Source organism: Constantimarinum furrinae (assembly GCF_014295415.1).
GTDB classification, from domain to species: domain Bacteria; phylum Bacteroidota; class Bacteroidia; order Flavobacteriales; family Flavobacteriaceae; genus Constantimarinum; species Constantimarinum furrinae.
The window spans coordinates 699611-719716 of the sequence record NZ_CP052909.1 but is presented as its reverse complement, the minus strand read 5'-3'; the positions used below and the strand labels follow the sequence as shown (position 1 = coordinate 719716).

Genomic DNA, 20106 nt, shown 5'->3' with positions numbered 1-20106 from the left:
TGAGATTATACCCATGGAACCTGGGCAGGTAATGCTGCCAAGGAATATAGCGCAAAGATTCTTTGCGTGCTTTTACTAACATCATTAATTGAATAATTACCCCTTTTATTCGTAACCTTTTTACGAATGAAACGATTATTTACACTTGCATTAGTTTTTCAATCTACTTTTATTTTACAAGCTCAGGAGGCTGTTTCAGATTCAACTGCCGTTGAAGATCTAGAAACCGTGGTGGTAAAAGCCATCCGCGTTAAAGCCGATTCTCCAATCACTCACTCCAATCTGGACAAGGAAGAACTGGCCGAACGCAATCTTGGGCAGGATATTCCATATCTTTTAAATTACCTGCCTTCTGTCGTCACAACAAGTGACGCAGGGGCCGGAGTGGGTTACACTTATATCAGGGTTCGCGGAAGTGATGCTTCCCGGGTGAATGTAACTTTAAACGGGATTCCGTTTAACGATGCTGAGAGTCAGGGTACTTTTTGGGTAAACCTCCCCGATTTTGCCTCATCGGTCGAGAACCTTCAGTTACAAAGAGGAGTGGGGACATCTACTAATGGATCGGGTGCTTTTGGCGCCAGTTTAAATATACTTACCGATGGAGTTTCCGAGACAGCCTTTGGCGAGATCAATAACTCATTTGGTTCGTACAATACCCGAAAACACAATGTGAAGTTCAGTACCGGTCTGCTGGGGGATCATGTTGAAATTTCCGGGCGTTTGTCAAATATTGCTTCAGACGGATATATCGACAGGGCGACTTCCGATCTGAAATCGTATTTCCTTCAGGCGACCTTTTTCGACCGAAATACCTTAATTAAGGCTCTAACCTTTGGAGGTCGGGAAGAAACCTATCAATCCTGGAACGGGATAGATGCGGAAACACTCGAAAACGATCGCACTTTTAACTCGGTTGGAATGTATACCGATGAAAACGGAACTATCCGGTTCTACGATAACGAAGTAGATAATTATGCTCAGGATTATTATCAGCTGATCTGGAATCAGCGATTTAACAATCAATGGAGTAGCAATATGGCCGTGAATTATACCTACGGAAGAGGATATTTTGAACAATTTACAGAGGATGCAGATCTGGATTTTCACGGGATCGACCCAATAGAGATCGGCGGGGAAACCATTACGACTTCCGATCTAATTCGACGACGTTGGTTGGACAATGATTTTTATGCGGTTAATGCGTCCCTAAATTATAAGGACAGTGCCTTCGATGTTAGTTCGGGGCTCTTTTACAGTTTTTACGATGGTGATCATTACGGCGAAGTGATCTGGGCACGTTATGCCGGAAACAGTGAAATAAGGGACCGTTATTACAACGGAAATGGTGAAAAAGGTGAATTTTCAGTTTTTTCTAAAGCTACCTGGAGGTTGAACGAACAGTGGAGCTTTTTTGGGGATCTGCAAGGGAGGTTCGTCAATTATACCACATCCGGACTTACTTCAGAGAAGGTTCCACTCATTGTGGATGAACAGTATAGTTTTTTTAATCCGAAGGCAGGAATTTCTTATAAACTAAGTAATGTGAATCAGTTTTATTTTTCCTTCGGAAGGGCAAATCGAGAACCGCGCCGAAGTGATTTCGAACAAGGCATTTTCACCCCCGAAAAACTTAACGATTTTGAATTGGGATGGCGACATGATTCCGAAGCGGCTAAAGTAAATACCAATCTTTATTTTATGGATTACAGTGATCAATTAGTCTTAACCGGCGCCATTGATGATGTAGGAGCTCCCATTAGAACAACCAGTGGGAAAAGTTACCGCCTGGGCCTTGAAGTAGATGCTCAAATTCCAATAGCCAGCAATTTGTTACTTCGCCCCAATTTTACTTTAAGTACAAATAAAAATGTCGATTTTGTGACTTCGAGAGACGGTGAGCTGGTTAATTTGGGCAATACGAATATTGCCTTCTCTCCCGAAGTTATAGCCGGAAACAGTTTGGAATACACTCCGGTAAAAAACCTGAAGTTGGCACTGCTTTCTAAATACGTTGGCGAACAGTTTATGGGAAATATAGACAGTGAAACATCCAAACTGGATGCATATTTCATCAATGACCTTAATGTGGTATATCAATTAGATAATGTCCCTTTTGTTAAAACTGTAGTGCTAACCGCCTTAGTCAATAATATTTTTAATGTAGAATATGTCTCAAACGGTTATTTTTTCACTTACGACGATGATTTTACAGACCCTGGTACCATTACCACTGTGGAAGGTGCCGGCTATTATCCACAGGCAACTACAAATTTTCTACTAGGAGCTACGGTAAGATTTTAGTGCAATACTGTTAATTGGTAATGCGAATATTGTCGCCGGTGCGTTGAGCACGATACATCTGCATCGGAAATAGGTTTTCATTCGTTGCGTGCTGCCCGGTGACAATATCGTATTCATTGCTGTCGTTAGGACATGGACAACTTGCAATGATCCCAACTATATCCATTCGTGAACAGTTATTGGGAATGTGATTGGGGTCGCTAAGATCGAAGGCAGTATATAAACTGTTGTTTACGTTATAAACAACGATTCCTCTGATGCCCTGCTGACTTATGATAATACTGTTTCCCGGAAATTTCAGTGAATTGTACTCCGGTAAGTTTAAATTGAGTGTAATATTTACTAGTGGGTCGATGAGATTGGGATTGTCTTGGTTTACATCGTCATCACTCTTACAGGATATAATCAGCAACATCAACAGAAAAATAGAATAGTATAATTTCATTTAAAGAGAAAATTAGAGGACGAATTTACGATAAAAGAGCTGAAAAATAATTTTTTAGTATATTTGTCAAACGAAATCCCGTCACGCATGGGATTTTTTGTGTTTTAAACTGAACCTACAACTACAACAGTTAAAACTAATTAAAAGTGTTTGTTTAATGCAAACGATGAAGTTATGAGTAAAGTATCTTATTATACTGCCGAAGGATTAAAAAAACTGAGAGATGAGCTCAATCAGTTAAAGGACGTGGAGCGACCCAAAGCTTCTCAGGCCATTGCTGAAGCGAGAGACAAAGGCGATCTTAGTGAAAATGCCGAATATGACGCCGCAAAAGAAGCGCAGGGAATGCTCGAAATGCGAATTTCTAAGCTGGAAGAGACTGTCGCAAATGCTCGTTTGATAGATGAATCGCAATTGGATATGTCTAAGGTTTTAGTGCATAGTAATGTGAAAATAAAGAATACCGCGAATGGGATGGAGATGAAGTACAAGCTGGTAGCCCAGAGTGAAGCCGACTTGAAATCCGGGAAGATTTCTGTAGATTCTCCTATTGGAAAGGGTTTATTGGGGAAGGAAGTTGGGGAGATTGCCGAAATTGAAGTGCCCAACGGAAAAATATTCTTTGAAATTCTTGAAATAAGCAGGGACTAATGGCATCTATTTTTACAAAAATAATTGAAGGAGAAATACCGAGCTATAAGATCGCTGAAGACGAGAATTTTATAGCATTTCTCGATATTAACCCTAATTCAAAGGGACATACCTTATGCGTCCCAAAAGAAGAAGTTGATAAGATCTTCGATCTGGGAGAACATATGTATCTGCAGCTCATGCAATTTTCGAGAAGGGTGGCTATCGCTTTAGAAAAGACGGTTCCCTGTAAGCGCGTTGGGATGGCGGTGATTGGCCTGGAGGTGCCTCATGTTCATGTTCATTTAATTCCTATCAATGAAATGCAGGATATGACCTTTTCGAACAAAATTTCAATGACACCCAAGGAGTTTGAGGTATTGGCTTCAGAAATTAGAATGAAGTTAGTTTAAAAACAGAAAGATCCCGGCTCCAATTCCGAATAAAATAATCATCAGCACAGCAACTAAGACCAGATACCCCATGGTCTTATAATTTCTTCCAAGTCCCATTGGGATGGCTTTTTTCTTGTGATATTGATAAACCCGCTCGATATCGGGAGTCCATGAAATGGGATAGATCTGCTGATTGCAACTATGACAATACAATTCTTCAACGATCTTTTTATCCATTTTTAGGTAAAGTCGATTTTCTGATATTACCTGAGTAAAGGTGAACTGAAGGCCATCTGTGTCATAACACTCGGGACAGTTGTTATTGATCTTTGCGCTGTGTAAAATACGTTTGGTCTGTTTCATATTAAAGCTGGCGTAATGTTATTTCCATAGTAGTACCTTCTCCCAACGTACTTCGTAAAACACGTATTCTTCCATTATGGTATTCTTCTATAATCCTTTTAACAAGCGATAGACCTAGTCCCCATCCGCGCTTTTTAGTTGTATAACCGGGATTGAATACTTTTTTAAAATTTCTTTTCTGAATTCCTTTACCGGTGTCACTTATTAATACTCTCGCATTTTTTGAATTGGATTCAATCTCTATGGTGATCTTGCCTTTTCCCTTCATGGCATCAATGGCATTCTTTACCAGATTTTCTATGGTCCAACTGTACAACTGTGGATTGAGTTGTACATAGATAGGTTCAGCAGGTAACTTTATCTCAAACTCAATTAATTTTGAAGTTCGCCGGAACAGATAATCATATGACTGCTGGGTCTCTGCTATCAGATCTTTTTTAACCAGCGTTGGAAGTGACCCTATTTTTGAAAAACGTTCCGTGATGGTGCGAAGGCGATCCACGTCCTTTTCGATTTCAACAATATAACTCTGGTCCACGTTTTCAGTCTTTAAAATTTCTGTCCAACCTACCAATGACGACAGCGGAGTGCCTATTTGATGCGCAGTTTCTTTTGCCATTCCGGCCCAGAGCTTGTTTTGTTCGGCCGACTTCGACGTCTGGTAAAAGAAATACAAGGCTGTAAAAAATAATACGATGATAAGAATTAACACGGCGGGATAAAACTTAAGCTTATTTATAAGTGGAGAATTTCCGTAGTAAACGGTTTGAAGCAGTTCGCCATTATAACTAATTTCAAGAGGTTTATATTCTGTAGCGAATTGTTGTGCCAGTTTCTCCCGGTTCCTTCGGGTCTTTACCGAATCGAGCTTTTTCTCCTGAATATTCCTCACATCGTATTTATCCTCTTTATGCGTGTAGAGTATCATTGGAGTGGTCGTATTGCTTTGCAGTACCTCGATCACCATTTCGCTCACTCCTTCGGAAGACAATCCTATTTGCTCAACTTCAGATTGCGCACTGGCCCATATCCTCATTTTATTGCGCTCGTTTTCCTTTAATTGATTAAAAAATGAATAGGTATTCCATAAAATTAAACTGATAATAAATACCGAGATCAATAAAAAGAACCATCGGGTAAGCGATTTCTTATTTTGCATAGGTCGTGATCTTTAACCACATAAACTTTCAGTTTTGCCAAAACCGTTTTTATGATAGGGATTTTTCGGTTCGGGACTAAGGTCGATAAATATAAAGCAAATATGTTAATATTATTGTGTAAGCAAATTTTCAGAAGGGATTGAGTTTGGGTACATTTGCACGATATGATCTCTATTGACCCACAGCAAATAAGCACACCAAAATTACACGGATACCTCCTAGGGGCGGTTACACCTAGACCGATATGCTTTGCCAGTACTGTGGATCGCGAAGGAAATGTGAATCTTTCTCCTTTCAGTTTTTTTAATGTTTTTAGTGCTAATCCGCCAATTATGATATTTTCTCCTGCACGACGTGGCAGAGATAATACCACAAAACATTCTTATGAAAATGTGCTGGAAGTAAAGGAAGTTGTCATCAATATCGTGAGTTTCGATATGGTCCAGCAGATGTCATTGTCCTCAACCGAGTATCCAAAAGGTACAAACGAATTTGTAAAGGCAGGATTTACAGAAATTGCATCCGATATTGTAAAACCGCCGCGTGTTAAGGAAGCCCCGGTTCAATTTGAATGTAAAGTGAATGAGGTTATTGCTTTGGGGAAAGAGGGCGGAGCAGGAAATCTGGTGATCTGTGAAGTAGTGAAATTGCATATGCATGAACGAATCCTGGATGAGAACGGACATATAGATCCCGAAAAGATAGATACCGTAGCCCGTATGGGAGGGAATTGGTACAGCCGAGCCAAAAGCGGAATGTTTCAAGTGCCAAAACCGCTAACCACCCTTGGAATTGGGGTTGATGCTATTCCGGAAAATATTAGAAAAAGTACGGTGTTAACCGGGAACGATCTTGGAATGTTGGGAAATATTGAAGTACTTCCCGGGAAAGAATCAATTGATAGATTTATTTCAGCTTCGGAGGAATTAAAAGCGCTTTTACAGCGTGGTTCTTCGGAAGCAATTCATAGAAAAGCCCAGCAATTTCTATGCGACGGAAAAATTTCCGAAGCCTGGAAGATATTGTTAGCTGAAAAATAATACCGAATAATTAATTAAACTATAATTTATTAACCATGGAAATACAAGGAAAGATAAAAATGATCGATGAGACTAAAACCTACGGGACTAACGGTTTTAGAAAAAGAGAAATGGTAATTACCACCGAAGAGCAGTATCCACAACATATTTTGGTAGAATTTGTTCAGGACAAGACCGATCTATTAAATAATTTTAAAGAAGGTCAGAATGTAAAGGTTAGTATAAACCTACGGGGTCGCGAATGGGTAAACCCACAGGGTGAAACCAAATATTTTAATTCGATCACAGGCTGGCGAATTGAAAACCTATCCGATTCAGTTTCGGGAGATATGCCTCCAATGCCTCCGGTGGAAGCGTTCGAGCCTGCGAATGACCTGAACGAAGAAGATCACGACGATCTTCCGTTTTAGGACTATCCCGCCAAATGGCGGGTTATTTTTTTTTCAGAAACTTTATTATATTCTCCGGCAGTGTGGTGGACAGAACCTGTTGTTACGGATAGCGTTTTTAATACAGTAACAAGCGGCTAATTGATATAAAAAAACCCCGCAGAAGCGAGGTTAGTCTAGTGGATAGGTGTTTTTTCGGTACGCAATAAACAATGATGCAATAATTGGGTATCGAATTAACAGCCTAAATATTGAAAAAAAAGTTCGATTTTTAATTACAATCTTAATTTTTAACATCTTCAATTTGATTGGGTTATGTACTATCTAACTGAAGCACTTTGGTTTCCACCGGCCGAAACAGCATCCAAAGAAGGATTACTCGCGATAGGAGGCGATCTCTCTGCAGAACGTTTGCTTTTGGCATACGAATCGGGAATCTTTCCTTGGTATGAAGAAGATGAACCCATTTTATGGTGGTCTCCGGATCCCAGAATGGTGCTTTTTCCGAAGGAACTCAAAATCTCTAAAAGCCTTCAGAAAACAATAGACAAAAATATATTCAAGGTTTCGTTCAATACAGCATTTAAGGAGGTGATGGAACAATGTGCCAAAATAAATCGCAAAGGCCAGCAAGGGACCTGGATCACTTCTGAAATGATAGAAAAATATTACATTCTTTATGAAGCGGGACATGCGCGATCTGTAGAAGTATGGAAACAAGGTGAGCTGGTAGGCGGTTTGTACGGTGTTGACCTGGAACAGCACAAAGTGTTTTGTGGAGAGAGTATGTTTAGCAAGGTAAGTAACGCTTCCAAGGTGGGGTTTTGTGCTTTGGTTTCAAAATTAATTGAAGAAAACTATCAATTGATAGACTGTCAGATTCATACTGCACACCTGGAACGACTAGGAGCCATAGAAATACCTAGAAGAGAATTTTTGAAGTATCTTAACTCATGAGATATTAATGTTTTAGGAGTATTTAGAAATGAAGTATATTAGTACCGCCACAAAAAAATAGTACTATGAAGCATTTGTACGCTACTTTTATAATGATTTTCCTTGTCGTATTCACGGCACCGCAATTAAGTGGTCAGGAAAGCACCGTACTTCCAAAAGGTCTTACCGAAACCGAAAAAGGACTCATTGCCGACTTTAGGTTTAAGCAATCGATGAAAACGCCACCTCCCACAGGGCCTGTTCGTACGATGGCCGAATGGGAAGAAGTGGAATACTTACTGGTTACCTGGGAGCCGGCTTTTCAGAATATATTACGTCAGATCGTAGCTGTGGGTGTAAACGAATGTAAGGTGGTGATCACCACTCAAAATCAGGCTTCTGTAGCCTCGTATTTAACTGCCGGTGGGGTAGATCTCACCAATATTACATTTATGAATGAGGACTGGGACAGCATATGGATCCGGGATTATGCAGGAAATACGATATATTCAGACGGTGTTGGCGATAGAGCGCTTACCGATTGGATCTATAATCGGCCGCGTCCCAACGACAATGTAATGCCCCTGGCCCATGCCGGATTGGTAGGTTTACCCATTTATGTAACCGATACTGGCAATAATGATCTTGTAAATACCGGTGGTAATTTTATGTCGGATGGTCTGGGAAACGCTTTTGCTTCAGAATTGATCCTTGAAGAAAATGAACCTGGAAATCCATATGGAGTATCCGCAAAAACCGAAGCCGAGATCGATGCGATCATGGAGAGTTATATGGGAATTCAGTCGTATATAAAAATGGAAAAACTTCAGTATGACGTGATCCATCATATCGATATGCACATGAAACTCCTTGATGAAGAAACGCTGCTGGTTAGTGAATATCCAGATGGGGTTGCCGACGGACCTCAGATCGAGGCCAATATTGATTATGTGTTGAGTAATTTTTTATCTCCGTTCGGAACTCCCTATGAGGTTAAATGGATTCCGGCTCCACCAAGTGCAGGAGGGGCGTATCCGGATACGGGCGGACATTACCGCACTTTTACTAATGCCGTTTTCATCAATAAGTCCATTCTTGTGCCCACCTATCGCCCTGAAGTAAATGCTCCTGCCTTGGCATACTGGGAAGAATTAATGCCTGGGTATAATATTGTTGGGATCGATGTGGATAATCCGGGAGAGAATCTAATCGCTCAATTAGGAGCAATTCACTGTATTACCCATACCATTGGAGTTGCCGATCCCTTATGGATCGTTCATCAACCTGTAGATGAGGCAGCGGTGAACAGTACAGTGAGTATAGATGCTATGATCAAGCACAATTCAGGTATTACTGAGGCCAGTGTATTCTGGAGGGATGAGGGGACGACTTCGTATACCGAGGTACCTATGACCTTGGTAAGCGGAGATAGTTGGACTGCAGCGCTTAATGTAGGAACAGGAAGTATTGAGTACTATATTTTTGCTGAAGCAAATTCGGGAAAAACCATGTCCCGGCCTATTGTGGCTCCGGACGGATACTGGACAATGAATGTTGGTAGTTTATCAGTAACTGAATGGGCATATAATAATATTTCGGCACCTTTTCCTAATCCTACCAAGGATGGAGTTTCCTTTAATTTGAATAATATTCCCGGAAAAGTTCAGATCTCTGTGCATAATGTTTTGGGACAGCGTCTGTATAGAACAGCGATTGCCAATGGAAACGGAACAATCACACTGGACCTCAATGCAAATTGGAAAGGCACCCTATTTGTGACGTTTGAAGGTGATTTTGGAGTGGTCACTAAAAAGGTAGTACGGCTATAAAGAAATATCATGTGCGTGCTTAGAACGCACACATTTTCTTAGTAAATAATTAGTAGTAAACAGAAGCTGTTTTTTCCGTAGTCATTCGTTATTTCTTTGCTTCTATTCCATAAGTAAGAAAACTCCTCGCCTCTTTTTTCGTTTTAAATGTAATAGTTTTGTTAAATTACTGTTTTAAAGTGACACACAACCGATTAAAATGCATTTGAACGAATAAATTTGATTATTATCGGTGTAAGAAGAATATTTACATACGAAAATTCTTACACCCCAAATTATGAGAACATTTTCCCTGCTTATTTTAGTTGCATTTTTATGTACTTCTGTGACATCTTTTTCACAATCTGAAGCGACTGTAAAAACAGATGTGAACAAAGATGTAGATGTTACCGTTGTTTACGAACAAGTGGTAAAAGAAGGTTATGGTACGGCTTATATCTACAAAGAATTGGCCAACGCACATTATTTTAAGAACAATCACGTTAAGGCAAAAAAGTGGTTCGAAAAATTATTCGACATCGAGAAGACAACAGACGAAACATTATTGTTTCGCTACAAGCAGACCTTAAAAGCCCTTAAACTTGATAAAAGCCCGAACGACTACGTATCGGTAAGCGTCTCCAATTAGTTTAGACCTCATGGTAACGAAAACAATCCACGACATGGTCATTTACCATGCCTGTGGCTTGCATATGAGCATATACCACAGTGGTTCCAACAAACTTAAATCCGCGCTTCTTTAAATCTGCACTAAGGGTATCACTAAGGGGTGTATTGGCGGGAATTTGTGACATGTCTTTAATGGTGTTCTTTATAGGCTTTCCATCTATAAATCCCCAGATATAGTCACTGAAACTTCCGAATTCCTCTTGTATTTTTATAAATGCTTGTGCATTAGTTACGGCTGCCCTTACTTTTAACTTGTTTCTAATTATTCCCACATCTTGTAAAAGTGAAGTTATTTTTCCTTCGTTGTACTTGGCTACTTTATTATAGTCAAAGTGATCGAAAGCCTTTCTAAAGTTTTCACGTTTTCTCAAAACAGTGATCCAGCTCAGTCCGGCTTGAAAGGTTTCAAGAATTAAAAATTCGAATAGCATTTGGTCATCGAAAACCGGAACGCCCCATTCTTCGTCGTGATAAGCTACGTACAAGGGATCATCCCCGCACCAGGAACATCTTTTTTTTATCATTGGTAAGTATTAGCACCTAAATATACTGAGAAACCGGGAAATGTTAGTATTGTCCGGGAAAGTTATAGGTAATGGTTCCCAACTGCTTGTCTTTTCCGGGAGCCGTGGTAAAAGAGGCCTCATTGGCATATTCCATGGCACTGTCGATAAGACAGCCATTGGTTGTTGTGGAGAGATTTTTATTATAGGTAAGTTTGGTGATCTTTCCTCTTTCGTTTACTTCCATATTAAGGACGATCTTTCCGCCGCCTTCACAAGTGTACACAGGATTGGGTAAATAGATCGCTCTTCGGTCTACAAGTCGGTAACTAATTGCAGTTTTACGGTTAGCTCCGGATGCAGTGGACTTTTTTTCATTGGCTTTTTTTAATGCTTCCAGCTTTTCCCGGGTAGATCTTATCTTTTCTTTTGCCTCGGCGATGCTGTTTTCATTTTCCGAAGTACTTCCAATGGCTTCATCGATCTCGGTGAGTTTTTCTTCGGTAGTTGTTTCAACGTCCTCGCGGTCGTTTTCTACCTTCGAAATATATTGTTCGGCTTCATTATAGGCACGGTTGGTCTCAATATTCATTTTTTCTGAAGCAATGGCGAGTTCCTTCTCTTCTTCTTCCAGTACCTCCTGAAGGATCTCCTCGGCATATTCAATATCGTATTTAGGCACTTCCTCCTCCACTTTACTCTTGAGTTTTATGCTGTACATAAGCAGGAATAAAATGCCAAAAAGAAGGGACGTGATCAAAAAGGCACGATATGAATAATTGAAATTCATAGGCACAAGTACCGAAAATTTTGCTGAAAAACCGTAAAAACGAGGCAATTTTATAGGTAATTTAACGCCTGAGTTCCGTTTCAAAGGATGTTATAGTTTGCGCATTATTAACGGTATAGTCCCCAATTCGGGTGCGTCTTAATGCTGAAAGATGGCCGCCATTATTTAAAGCCTTTCCAAAATCATGAGCAAGGGACCGAATGTAGGTTCCTTTACTGCAAACCACTCTGAAAGTTACATCCGGGAGATTGATATCGGTTATTTCGAAGGTCGAAATATGGATCTTTCTTTTTGGGATTTCTACATCTTCACCTGCTCTTGCAAATTCGTACAATCGTTTTCCTTCTTTTTTTAGGGCTGAAAAAACCGGGGGTTGCTGTTCAATTTCTCCGGTAAAAAGGGTGGCCGTATTCAGGATATTTTCTTCAGTGATCTGGGAAATATCGAAGGTCTCATCAATTTCAGTTTCCAGATCGTAACTGGGGGTAGTGGCACCCAAGGTAATGGTACCAGTGTATTCCTTTTCCTGTGCCTGATAGGTATCTATCTTTTTAGTGAATTTCCCAACACAAAGGATCAACAAACCACTTGCCAGGGGATCAAGCGTTCCGGCATGACCCACTTTTATTTTTTTTAATCCGAATTCCTTTTTAAGCAGCCAGCGTACTTTGTTCACCACCTGAAATGAGGTCCACTCCAATGGTTTGTCGATAAGTATTAGTTGCCCTTCCTTATAGTCTTCAGCGGTCATTATTGAAAAAAGCTTACGGCAATAGCTGCGATTCCTATTAAAATACAGTATACGGCAAAGTAGGATAGTTTGCTTTTTCGCACCAGAGCGATCATCCATGTACAGGCGATCAATCCGCAAATAAAAGCTGCGACAAAACCGGCTCCCACCACCATTATATTCGTGTTTTCAACAGTTAATTCACCGCCTAACACATCCTTTGCGATCTTTCCGAAGATAAGTGGAACTACCATTAAAAAGGAAAACCGTGCTGCTTTACTTTTGTCATTGCCCAATAGTACCGAAGTAGAAATAGTGGCACCACTTCGAGAAATTCCCGGTAACATAGCAATGGCTTGTGAGATGCCTATGATGAGTGCATTGGTAAAAGAAACTTTCTTGCCAGTATGCTTTGCCCGGTCTGCAAGCCACAATAAAATGGCTGTTACGATAAGCATGGCACCTACGAAAGCAATATTTCCTCCAAAAAACGCTTCCAATTGTTCTTCAAAAAGCAGTCCTATCACTATAGCGGGAAGCATGGAAATTATGATCTTGACCGTGAATTTTGTTTCTTCGTTCCAGGAAAACTTCAGCAGTCCTTTAAATATTTCCACCACGTCTTTTCTAAAGACCAGCAAAGTACTTAATGCTGTTGCAAAATGCAAAATTACAGTAAAAAGCAGACTCTCTTCGGGGACAGAGGTGTCTCCTAAAATGGCCTTTCCCAATTCGAGATGGCCACTTGATGAAACCGGTAAAAATTCGGTAAAGCCCTGTATTATGCCTAGAATTACAGCGTCCCAGATGTCCATGTATTATTCTTTCTTGGACGGTTTAAGAAGAATGGCATACACTTCAAACCCAAACCCAATAAGGATGAGTGCAGGGGCTAGCCTAATGCGTCTCCAGCTGTAGATCTCGGGATTGAATACATTTGGATCGTCACTACCCCCTCCGGCCATTATAATAAACCCTAAGGTGATAAAGGCAATCCCGATGAGCATAAATTTATAGTTCTTTCTCTCGAAGATGAATTCTGTTTGTTTAGCTGCTTCTTTTCTTTTCTTCTCTCCCATGACTATTTTTTTATCAAGGCTGTTTCAGACGTATTGAATTCGGTATAAATAAGGTCATTCCCAATGGCTAATTGTGCAATGTGTTCCGAGGTTCCTATCGGAAATTTGGGTAGGTGCAAGGTAACTTTTTTATTTAATACTGTGGCCTTAAGCCCTTCAATAGTGAGTCCGTTTTCGAGTCCGCGATTTATGTAATAAGCATCCGTACCATTGTCTTTTAAAACAATATCGTAAGAAGTTCCTTCATAAATGTCGCTTACTGTGATCTCTTTTACCAAACAGTCTTCCGGCTTTGGATCTTTTATCACACAGCTTTTCAGTATAAAAACAGAAAGTAATAATACAATTAAGCCCGGAAATAAAAGTCGGTATCTTTTCATCTGTCTAATTTTTAATAATACAATTCATCGGTTCGCAGGTTTAAAAAGCGCTGCGTTGCAAAAAATGTACTGATCCAGGTGATAAATAGCCCCATAAAAAAGATAAACGCGAATAACAAAACCAATAATAATTGGTCATTGAGCAATTGCAATTCTGGAAAACTTTTGTTTAAATAATATAAGACCAATCCCATCCCGATCATTGCGAGTACAGCTCCTAACATCCCCAGTCGTACACTCTTCCATATAAAAGGACGTCGTATAAATTGTTTGGTTGCGCCTACCATTTGCATAGTTTTAATGGTAAACCTTCTGGCATATACCGAAAGTCGGATGGAGCTGTTAATGAGCAGCACTGCGATAAAAGTGAACAACGCGCTAATTATGAGGATCCACAAGCTTATTTTTTTTACATTATCGTTGAGTAAAGCGATAAGGGGCTTGTCGTAGATCACTTCATCCACAAAATCCTTGGTCATAATTTCAACCGTAATCTCTTCCAGTTTGGAGGGCGATACGTAATCGGCAAGCAAATGAACATCGATACTGTTCTGTAGCGGATTATAGCCCAGAAAATCCATAAAATTCTCACCAATGGTTGCGCTGTGCTCTTCGGCAGCCTGTTCCTTTGAGATAAATTGAGCTGATTTAGTGTATTCTGCCAACGCAAGACTTTGTTGTAATTGTGTGATCTCTACTTCTTTGGCAGTATCCTTTAAATATACGGTAAGAGCGATCTGTTCTTTAAAGTGATCGGCAACCTTTTTGGTGTTCAGCACTAAAAGTCCGAGTAGCCCCAAAAGAAATAATACCAGAGAAATACTAATGACTACCGAAAAATACGAAGAGATCAACCTGCGTTTTTGGTACTTTTCAAAAGATGAGGCCATAGAGAAAACTTGTTTATTGGCTTCAAAAACATCTTTTTTGAAGCAATGGTTGTGTAAAAATACAATGATTTTTATACCTAATACATAACAACGCACAAAGTTTTGTGTTTCGTACAATAGGCGTAAATTTGCCTTTTCCTGAAAAAACACAAATGAGCAATTATCATTTTAACGATATAGAGCAGAAATGGCAGAATTTCTGGGCAGAAAATAAGACGTTTCACGCTACAAATTCTAGCGATAAACCCAAATACTACGTTCTGGATATGTTTCCCTACCCATCAGGCGCGGGGCTGCATGTGGGTCATCCTCTGGGTTACATCGCCAGTGATATTTATGCGCGGTATAAACGTCATAAAGGATTTAATGTACTGCATCCGCAGGGATACGATTCTTTTGGTTTGCCTGCAGAGCAGTACGCCATACAAACAGGGCAGCACCCCCGGAAAACCACCGAAGAGAACATTGCACGCTACAGAAAGCAAATGGATCGCATTGGGTTTTCCTTCGATTGGAGCCGAGAAGTGCGCACTTCAGATCCGCAGTATTACAAATGGACACAGTGGATCTTTATTCAGCTGTTTGATAGTTGGTACGATAAGAATACCGAAAAAGCAAAAAATATTGAGGAGCTGGTTTCCATATTTGCTTCGGAAGGAAATACAGTTGTCAATGCAGCCTGTGATGACGATGTCCCATCCTTTACGGCCGATATGTGGAACGCCATGTCTTCCGAAGAGCAACAGAAAATATTATTAAAATACCGTCTCACTTACCTTGCCGAAACCGAAGTGAACTGGTGTCCCGAACTGGGAACCGTACTGGCAAACGATGAGATCGTAAATGGCGTTTCCGAACGCGGTGGATACCCGGTGATCCGTAAAAAAATGAAGCAATGGAGTATGCGCATTACCGCTTATGCGCAACGATTGCTCGACGGCTTAAATACCATAGACTGGCCACAACCGCTAAAGGATTCTCAAACCAATTGGATAGGACGTTCCAAAGGTGCTTCGGTGCGGTTTAAGGTAAAGGATCACAAGGTTGATATTGATGTCTTTACCACCCGTCCTGATACCATTTTTGGGGTGAGTTTTATGGTATTGGCTCCGGAACATGAATTGGTTTCGAAGATTACTTCAGAAGCGCAAAAAGAAGAAGTGAAGGCGTACATAGAGGCCACTTCTAAGCGTAGTGAACGCGAGCGTATGGCCGATGTAAAGTCTATTACCGGCGTTTTTACCGGTGCCTATGCTATTCATCCGTTTAGTGGGGAAGAGATACCGGTATGGATAGGAGACTATGTGTTGGCCGGTTACGGAACCGGCGCAGTGATGAGTGTTCCCTGTGGGGATCAGCGGGATTACGATTTTGCGAAGCACTTCGGAATTCCAATCCCGAATATATTTGAAGGCGTGGACGTTTCTGAAGAAGCTTTTTCGGACAAGGAAAAGACTGTGATAACAAATTCCGACTTTCTGAACGGTCTCAATTATGCTGAAGCGACTAAGAAGGCTATTGAAAAATTAGAAGCCATAAAAGTGGGTGAAGGAAAGATCAATTATCGGCTTCGTGATGCTGTGTTTTCACGGCAGCGGTATTGGGGCGAGCCTTTTCCCGTATATTACAAAAACGGACTACCTCAAATGATCGCTGTGGAACACTTGCCGTTAACCCTTCCTGAAGTAGAAAAATACCTGCCTACCGAAGACGGTGAGCCACCCTTGGGAAGAGCAACCAAATGGGCGTGGAATACCACAACAAATACAGTAGTTGCTAACAGTAATATCGATCATAAAACCGTATTCCCTTTAGAGCTCAATACCATGCCGGGTTGGGCAGGAAGCAGTTGTTATATGTTCCGTTATATGGATCCCCATAATGACGCTGAACTGGCTTCTAAGGAGGCGATGAACTACTGGAAAAACGTCGATCTGTATGTGGGTGGTAGCGAGCATGCCACAGGGCATTTGTTATACAGCCGGTTCTGGGTGAAATTCCTATTCGATAAGGGAGTTTTACCGGTTCAGGAACCCTTTAAAAAATTAATCAATCAGGGGATGATCCTAGGGGAGAGTGCCTTTGTACATAGGAGAGAGAATGAAAATACACTCGTAAGCGCCAGCAAGGCAGATAAGGATAATTCACAGTTACTTCACGCAGATGTTTCATTTGTAAACACGCACAACGAATTGGACATCGAGGCCTTTAAAAAATGGCGCCCAGAATTTAAGGATGCAGAGTATATAACGGAAGCCGACGGTTCCTTCAAGGTTTCCCGCGACGTTGAAAAGATGTCTAAATCGAAGTACAACGTTGTAAATCCCGACGATATCTGCGACCGTTACGGAGCCGATACCTTGCGAATGTACGAAATGTTCTTAGGTCCGTTGGAACAGGCAAAACCGTGGAGCACCGCCGGGATCACCGGAGTGCACAGTTTCCTGAAAAAATTGTGGAAGCTGTACCACAGTGGTGAGAACGAGTCGTTTTTTGTTTCAGAAGGAGAAGCAGATAAAGACAGTATGAAAACATTGCATAAGACGATAAAAAAAGTAGAAGAGGATGTTGAGAATTTCAGTTTTAATACTTCGGTTTCTACCTTTATGATCGCAGTAAATGAACTTTCGGCATTACAATGTAATTCCAGAGCAGTCCTGGAACCCCTTATCGTTCTTATCTCTCCCTATGCCCCCCATATAGCAGAAGAGCTATGGAGTAAATTGGGGCATACCACAAGTATTTCGATCGCACCATTCCCAAAGTTTGATGCAAACTTCCTTGTGGAAAGCAGCAAGGAATATCCCATTTCGTTTAACGGAAAGATGCGTTTTACCCTAGAACTGCCACTAGATATGAGTAAGGCTGACATTGAGGCTGCCGTAATGACACATGAGAAAACAGCCCATTATCTCGAAGGTCGCACGCCTAAAAAGGTGATCGTGGTACCCGGAAAGATCGTGAATATTGTTGGCTAAATTTTAGCATACTTTTTGCATTTCAATGAGTACTTTTATACTTTAAATTGAACACACAATGATAGGATATTATATAATTGCCGGTGCCATCTTTATAGTAAGCATGTATGTGAGCAACCGGTTGAAAAGCAAATTTAAAAAATACTCCAAGCTACACCTTCAAAACGGAATGAGTGGAAAGGAGATCGCCGAAAAGATGCTCGCAGATAACGGCATTCGTGATGTACAGGTCATTTCGGTACCCGGAATGCTAACAGATCATTACAATCCCGCGAAAAAGACGGTAAACCTAAGTGAAGGAGTGTACATGCAGCGCAACGCGGCTGCCGCGGCCGTTGCCGCGCACGAATGCGGACATGCCGTACAACACGCTACAGCCTATAACTGGTTGCAAATGAGAAGTACCCTAGTTCCTGCGGTGAATGTCGCGTCTAAATTATCTCAATGGGTGATCTTTGCAGGTTTCGCGTTAATGGCGCTAAATTATGTGGGCCCTACCTTATTGCTTGTTGGGATTATCATGTTTGGGATCGGTACCTTATTCAGCTTTATTACATTACCTGTAGAATACGATGCGAGTAAACGGGCATTAGCATGGCTGGAAAGTGCCAATATGGTCACTCAGCCCGAACATGCGGCTGCGAAGGATGCTTTAAAATGGGCAGCACGCACCTATGTGGTGGCTGCACTTGGTTCACTAGCAACCTTACTTTACTTTATCAGTATCTTTTTAGGAAGGCGATAAGAGTTCGTGGTTAACCGGAAACGTTATTGGGATTATATCCTAAATAAGGAACATCATTTTCATTAAAAACAATTCCATAGTCTTCGAGCTCTTTTAAAATGGGCTCGTAGACTTCTTTTTTTATGGGGATCTGCACGCCGGGAGTGGTAATCTCTTCGTTTAAGATCTTTATGGCTGCAATGGCAACGGGAATCCCAACAGTTTTCGCCATGGCTGTGTGAGTCTGGTCGTCACCTTTGATCACCATATTGCTGTCGATCTGGTATTTCTTCCCGTCTATTTCGTAACCGAATTTATGATACATGACGATCATATCTTTGTCGTGTGGCGCCAGTGTCCACTTATCTTCAAGTATTTTTTGCAGCGCTTTGGCGGGAGTTGCATCTTTTATTCCTAATTTTTTTTCTGAATTAAATATATCCAGTTCTACCAATTTCCCCCACATGAGGTCATCCTGATCGATCTTTAAACTGTGACGTAATTTCAGTTCTACCGAATCTGTTGGAGAGTAGGGAAGAAATAAATTTACAAAATCACGGTACGACAGGTTTTCTGAATTGGGAATGGTATAACCGTCATCGGTCATCCCCAATTGCACGAACATATTCCATGCCTTGCTGAAACCAACGCGACGTATGGTTCCCCGATATAGAGTTAAAATATCCTTTAATCCGTAAATACTTCGGTATTTCAGGGAGTTTCTGTTGGCATAGGCTTCAAATTGCCCGTGACCTTCCACATCCAGAAATTCTGTTCTTCGGAAGAGTCTGTGATAGGGTATATACTTATAGGTACCTTCCTGAATAAATTCGGCCGCACCACCCTGACCGGCAGTAACCACATTCCGTGGATTCCAGGTAAATTTATAATGCCAAAGGTTATCATCACTCTCGGGAGCTATAAGGCCTCCTGTAAAAGATTCGAACAACAACATTTTTCCGCCTTTTGCGCGTATGCGATCAATAACCTGCATCGCACTCATATGATCGATTCCCGGATCGAGACCGATCTCGTTCATAAAAACCAATCCTTTAGACTTTGCTTTCACATCCAGGAGCTGCATCTGGTCACTCACATAAGAAGCAGTTACCATATGTATTCCGAATTCGATACAATCCTTGGCCACTTCAAGATGAAATCGTGCAGGCAGCATCGAAATTACCAGATCGCTGTTCTTTATGGCATCTCTGCGTTGAGGTTCGTTAAAAACATCGAGTAAGATTCCGCGGCCATTTGGATGACCATCGGTAAACTTCTGAGCGTTGGTGATGGAGAGATCACCAATTGTTATAAAAAGCTCTTCAGCATCCGATTTGTCGAGTAAATAACGGATTAAGCTCGTGGCGGAACGTCCGGCGCCAATAATTAAAACATTTCTCATCTGCAGTTTTTAAGTACCTTTGTAAGGTTGATTTTAACAGGACGAAAGTAATAAAATGTAGTGGGAACTTATGGGAAAATACGATAAAAAAATAGTAGTTACAGCAGCGATTTTGGGTGCGTTAACCATCGCTATCGGAGCCTTTGGTGCCCACGGATTGAAACAACTGGTTGACTCCGATGCGATTTTGAGTTTCGAAACCGGAGTACGCTACCAAATGTTTCATGTTCTCGCCCTTCTTGTCCTTGGTTTTGCCAACGCTCTTTCTACCATTACCCGCAAATGGGTATTTTGGTTTTTTGTCTTTGGAATCGTCTTCTTTTCCGGGTCAATTTATCTTCTATCTATTAATGATTTACTCGATTTTGATACTTCAGTGTTGGGTCCCGTGACCCCAATTGGTGGAATTTTCTTTATTTTGGGCTGGTGTAGGTTGGCGTATGGAGCATTTACGTTAAAGTAATTAGAAA

General features: G+C 41.0%; 22 protein-coding genes. 11 read left to right on the top strand and 11 right to left on the bottom strand.

What is annotated here, in order from left to right; translation table 11 throughout:
• Positions 1–126 precede the first annotated feature (126 nt).
• The gene (locus ALE3EI_RS03400) at positions 127–2304 is read left to right on the top strand and encodes a TonB-dependent receptor (protein WP_186990853.1); all 2178 of its coding nucleotides are present in this window, start codon (positions 127–129) and stop codon (positions 2302–2304) included.
• Positions 2305–2314: 10 nt separating this feature from the next.
• On the opposite strand, the gene ALE3EI_RS03395 is transcribed toward ALE3EI_RS03400, so the two are convergent.
• Positions 2315–2749 carry a hypothetical protein gene (locus ALE3EI_RS03395; protein ID WP_186990851.1) on the bottom strand — a complete coding sequence of 145 codons (435 nt, stop codon included), beginning with the start codon at positions 2747–2749 and terminating at the stop codon, positions 2315–2317.
• A 174-nt stretch (positions 2750–2923) separates the two neighbouring features.
• Here ALE3EI_RS03395 and greA point away from each other — a divergent pair, with 174 nt between their 5' ends.
• Together greA and ALE3EI_RS03385 are read left to right on the top strand one after the other, a co-directional pair.
• The gene (greA, locus tag ALE3EI_RS03390) at positions 2924–3400 is read left to right on the top strand and encodes a transcription elongation factor GreA (protein ID WP_186990849.1); all 477 of its coding nucleotides are present in this window, start codon (positions 2924–2926) and stop codon (positions 3398–3400) included.
• Positions 3400–3792, top strand: coding sequence for an HIT family protein (locus tag ALE3EI_RS03385; RefSeq protein WP_186990847.1), 393 nt, complete (start codon positions 3400–3402; stop codon positions 3790–3792). The genes greA and ALE3EI_RS03385 overlap by 1 nt, the downstream gene beginning before the upstream one ends.
• Here ALE3EI_RS03385 and ALE3EI_RS03380 read toward each other — a convergent pair.
• A complete protein-coding gene (locus tag ALE3EI_RS03380; RefSeq protein WP_186990846.1) occupies positions 3784–4137 on the bottom strand; it encodes a hypothetical protein in 354 nt (117 codons plus the stop codon). The genes ALE3EI_RS03385 and ALE3EI_RS03380 overlap by 9 nt on opposite strands.
• Position 4138: 1 nt before the next feature.
• Positions 4139–5296: a sensor histidine kinase gene (locus tag ALE3EI_RS03375; RefSeq protein WP_186990844.1), complete on the bottom strand. Its 1158-nt coding sequence runs from the start codon at positions 5294–5296 to the stop codon at positions 4139–4141.
• A 165-nt stretch (positions 5297–5461) separates the two neighbouring features.
• On the opposite strand from ALE3EI_RS03375, the gene ALE3EI_RS03370 reads away from it, so the two are divergent.
• The 5 genes from ALE3EI_RS03370 to ALE3EI_RS03350 all read left to right on the top strand — a co-directional run bounded on the left by ALE3EI_RS03370 (position 5462) and on the right by ALE3EI_RS03350 (position 10119).
• Positions 5462–6337, top strand: a complete 876-nt coding sequence (locus tag ALE3EI_RS03370; protein WP_186990842.1) for a flavin reductase family protein — start codon at positions 5462–5464, stop codon at positions 6335–6337.
• Between the two features lie 35 nt (positions 6338–6372).
• Entirely contained in the window at positions 6373–6747 is a 375-nt protein-coding gene (locus ALE3EI_RS03365; protein ID WP_186990840.1) for a DUF3127 domain-containing protein, read from the top strand.
• Between the two features lie 294 nt (positions 6748–7041).
• Complete coding sequence (aat, locus tag ALE3EI_RS03360; protein WP_186990838.1) at positions 7042–7683, top strand: leucyl/phenylalanyl-tRNA--protein transferase; 642 nt, start codon at positions 7042–7044, stop codon at positions 7681–7683.
• Between the two features lie 65 nt (positions 7684–7748).
• Positions 7749–9491: an agmatine deiminase family protein gene (locus tag ALE3EI_RS03355; protein WP_186990836.1), complete on the top strand. Its 1743-nt coding sequence runs from the start codon at positions 7749–7751 to the stop codon at positions 9489–9491.
• Positions 9492–9768: 277 nt separating this feature from the next.
• Positions 9769–10119, top strand: coding sequence for a tetratricopeptide repeat protein (locus ALE3EI_RS03350; protein WP_186990834.1), 351 nt, complete (start codon positions 9769–9771; stop codon positions 10117–10119).
• Position 10120: 1 nt separating this feature from the next.
• Here ALE3EI_RS03350 and ALE3EI_RS03345 read toward each other — a convergent pair whose 3' ends face one another.
• The 7 genes from ALE3EI_RS03345 to ALE3EI_RS03315 all read right to left on the bottom strand — a co-directional run bounded on the left by ALE3EI_RS03345 (position 10121) and on the right by ALE3EI_RS03315 (position 14532).
• Positions 10121–10684 (bottom strand): DNA-3-methyladenine glycosylase I, encoded by a 564-nt coding sequence (locus ALE3EI_RS03345; RefSeq protein ID WP_186990833.1) that lies wholly within the window; start codon positions 10682–10684, stop codon positions 10121–10123.
• A 43-nt stretch (positions 10685–10727) separates the two neighbouring features.
• Positions 10728–11384, bottom strand: a complete 657-nt coding sequence (locus tag ALE3EI_RS03340) for a hypothetical protein (RefSeq protein ID WP_186990831.1) — start codon at positions 11382–11384, stop codon at positions 10728–10730.
• A 130-nt stretch (positions 11385–11514) separates the two neighbouring features.
• Positions 11515–12204, bottom strand: coding sequence for a tRNA pseudouridine(55) synthase TruB (gene truB / locus ALE3EI_RS03335; RefSeq protein ID WP_186990829.1), 690 nt, complete (start codon positions 12202–12204; stop codon positions 11515–11517).
• A complete protein-coding gene (locus tag ALE3EI_RS03330) occupies positions 12204–12998 on the bottom strand; it encodes an undecaprenyl-diphosphate phosphatase (protein WP_186990826.1) in 795 nt (264 codons plus the stop codon). The genes truB and ALE3EI_RS03330 overlap by 1 nt, the downstream gene beginning before the upstream one ends.
• A 3-nt stretch (positions 12999–13001) precedes the next feature.
• A complete protein-coding gene (locus ALE3EI_RS03325; RefSeq protein ID WP_186990824.1) occupies positions 13002–13262 on the bottom strand; it encodes a DUF3098 domain-containing protein in 261 nt (86 codons plus the stop codon).
• Between the two features lie 2 nt (positions 13263–13264).
• Positions 13265–13642, bottom strand: a complete 378-nt coding sequence (locus ALE3EI_RS03320) for a hypothetical protein (protein ID WP_186990822.1) — start codon at positions 13640–13642, stop codon at positions 13265–13267.
• An 11-nt stretch (positions 13643–13653) separates the two neighbouring features.
• Positions 13654–14532 (bottom strand): cell division protein FtsX, encoded by an 879-nt coding sequence (locus ALE3EI_RS03315; RefSeq protein ID WP_186990820.1) that lies wholly within the window; start codon positions 14530–14532, stop codon positions 13654–13656.
• A gap of 152 nt (positions 14533–14684) precedes the next feature.
• Between ALE3EI_RS03315 and leuS the strand changes: the two genes are divergently transcribed.
• Both leuS and ALE3EI_RS03305 read left to right on the top strand, forming a co-directional pair.
• On the top strand, positions 14685–17510 hold the full coding sequence (gene leuS / locus ALE3EI_RS03310) for a leucine--tRNA ligase (RefSeq protein WP_186990818.1): 2826 nt from the start codon (positions 14685–14687) through the stop codon (positions 17508–17510).
• A gap of 58 nt (positions 17511–17568) precedes the next feature.
• On the top strand, positions 17569–18255 hold the full coding sequence (locus tag ALE3EI_RS03305; protein WP_186990816.1) for a zinc metallopeptidase: 687 nt from the start codon (positions 17569–17571) through the stop codon (positions 18253–18255).
• A 10-nt stretch (positions 18256–18265) separates the two neighbouring features.
• On the opposite strand, the gene ALE3EI_RS03300 is transcribed toward ALE3EI_RS03305, so the two are convergent.
• The gene (locus tag ALE3EI_RS03300) at positions 18266–19636 is read right to left on the bottom strand and encodes a saccharopine dehydrogenase family protein (protein ID WP_186990814.1); all 1371 of its coding nucleotides are present in this window, start codon (positions 19634–19636) and stop codon (positions 18266–18268) included.
• Between the two features lie 70 nt (positions 19637–19706).
• Here ALE3EI_RS03300 and ALE3EI_RS03295 point away from each other — a divergent pair, with 70 nt between their 5' ends.
• Positions 19707–20099 (top strand): DUF423 domain-containing protein, encoded by a 393-nt coding sequence (locus ALE3EI_RS03295; RefSeq protein WP_186990812.1) that lies wholly within the window; start codon positions 19707–19709, stop codon positions 20097–20099.
• The last annotated feature ends 7 nt before the right edge of the window (positions 20100–20106 follow it).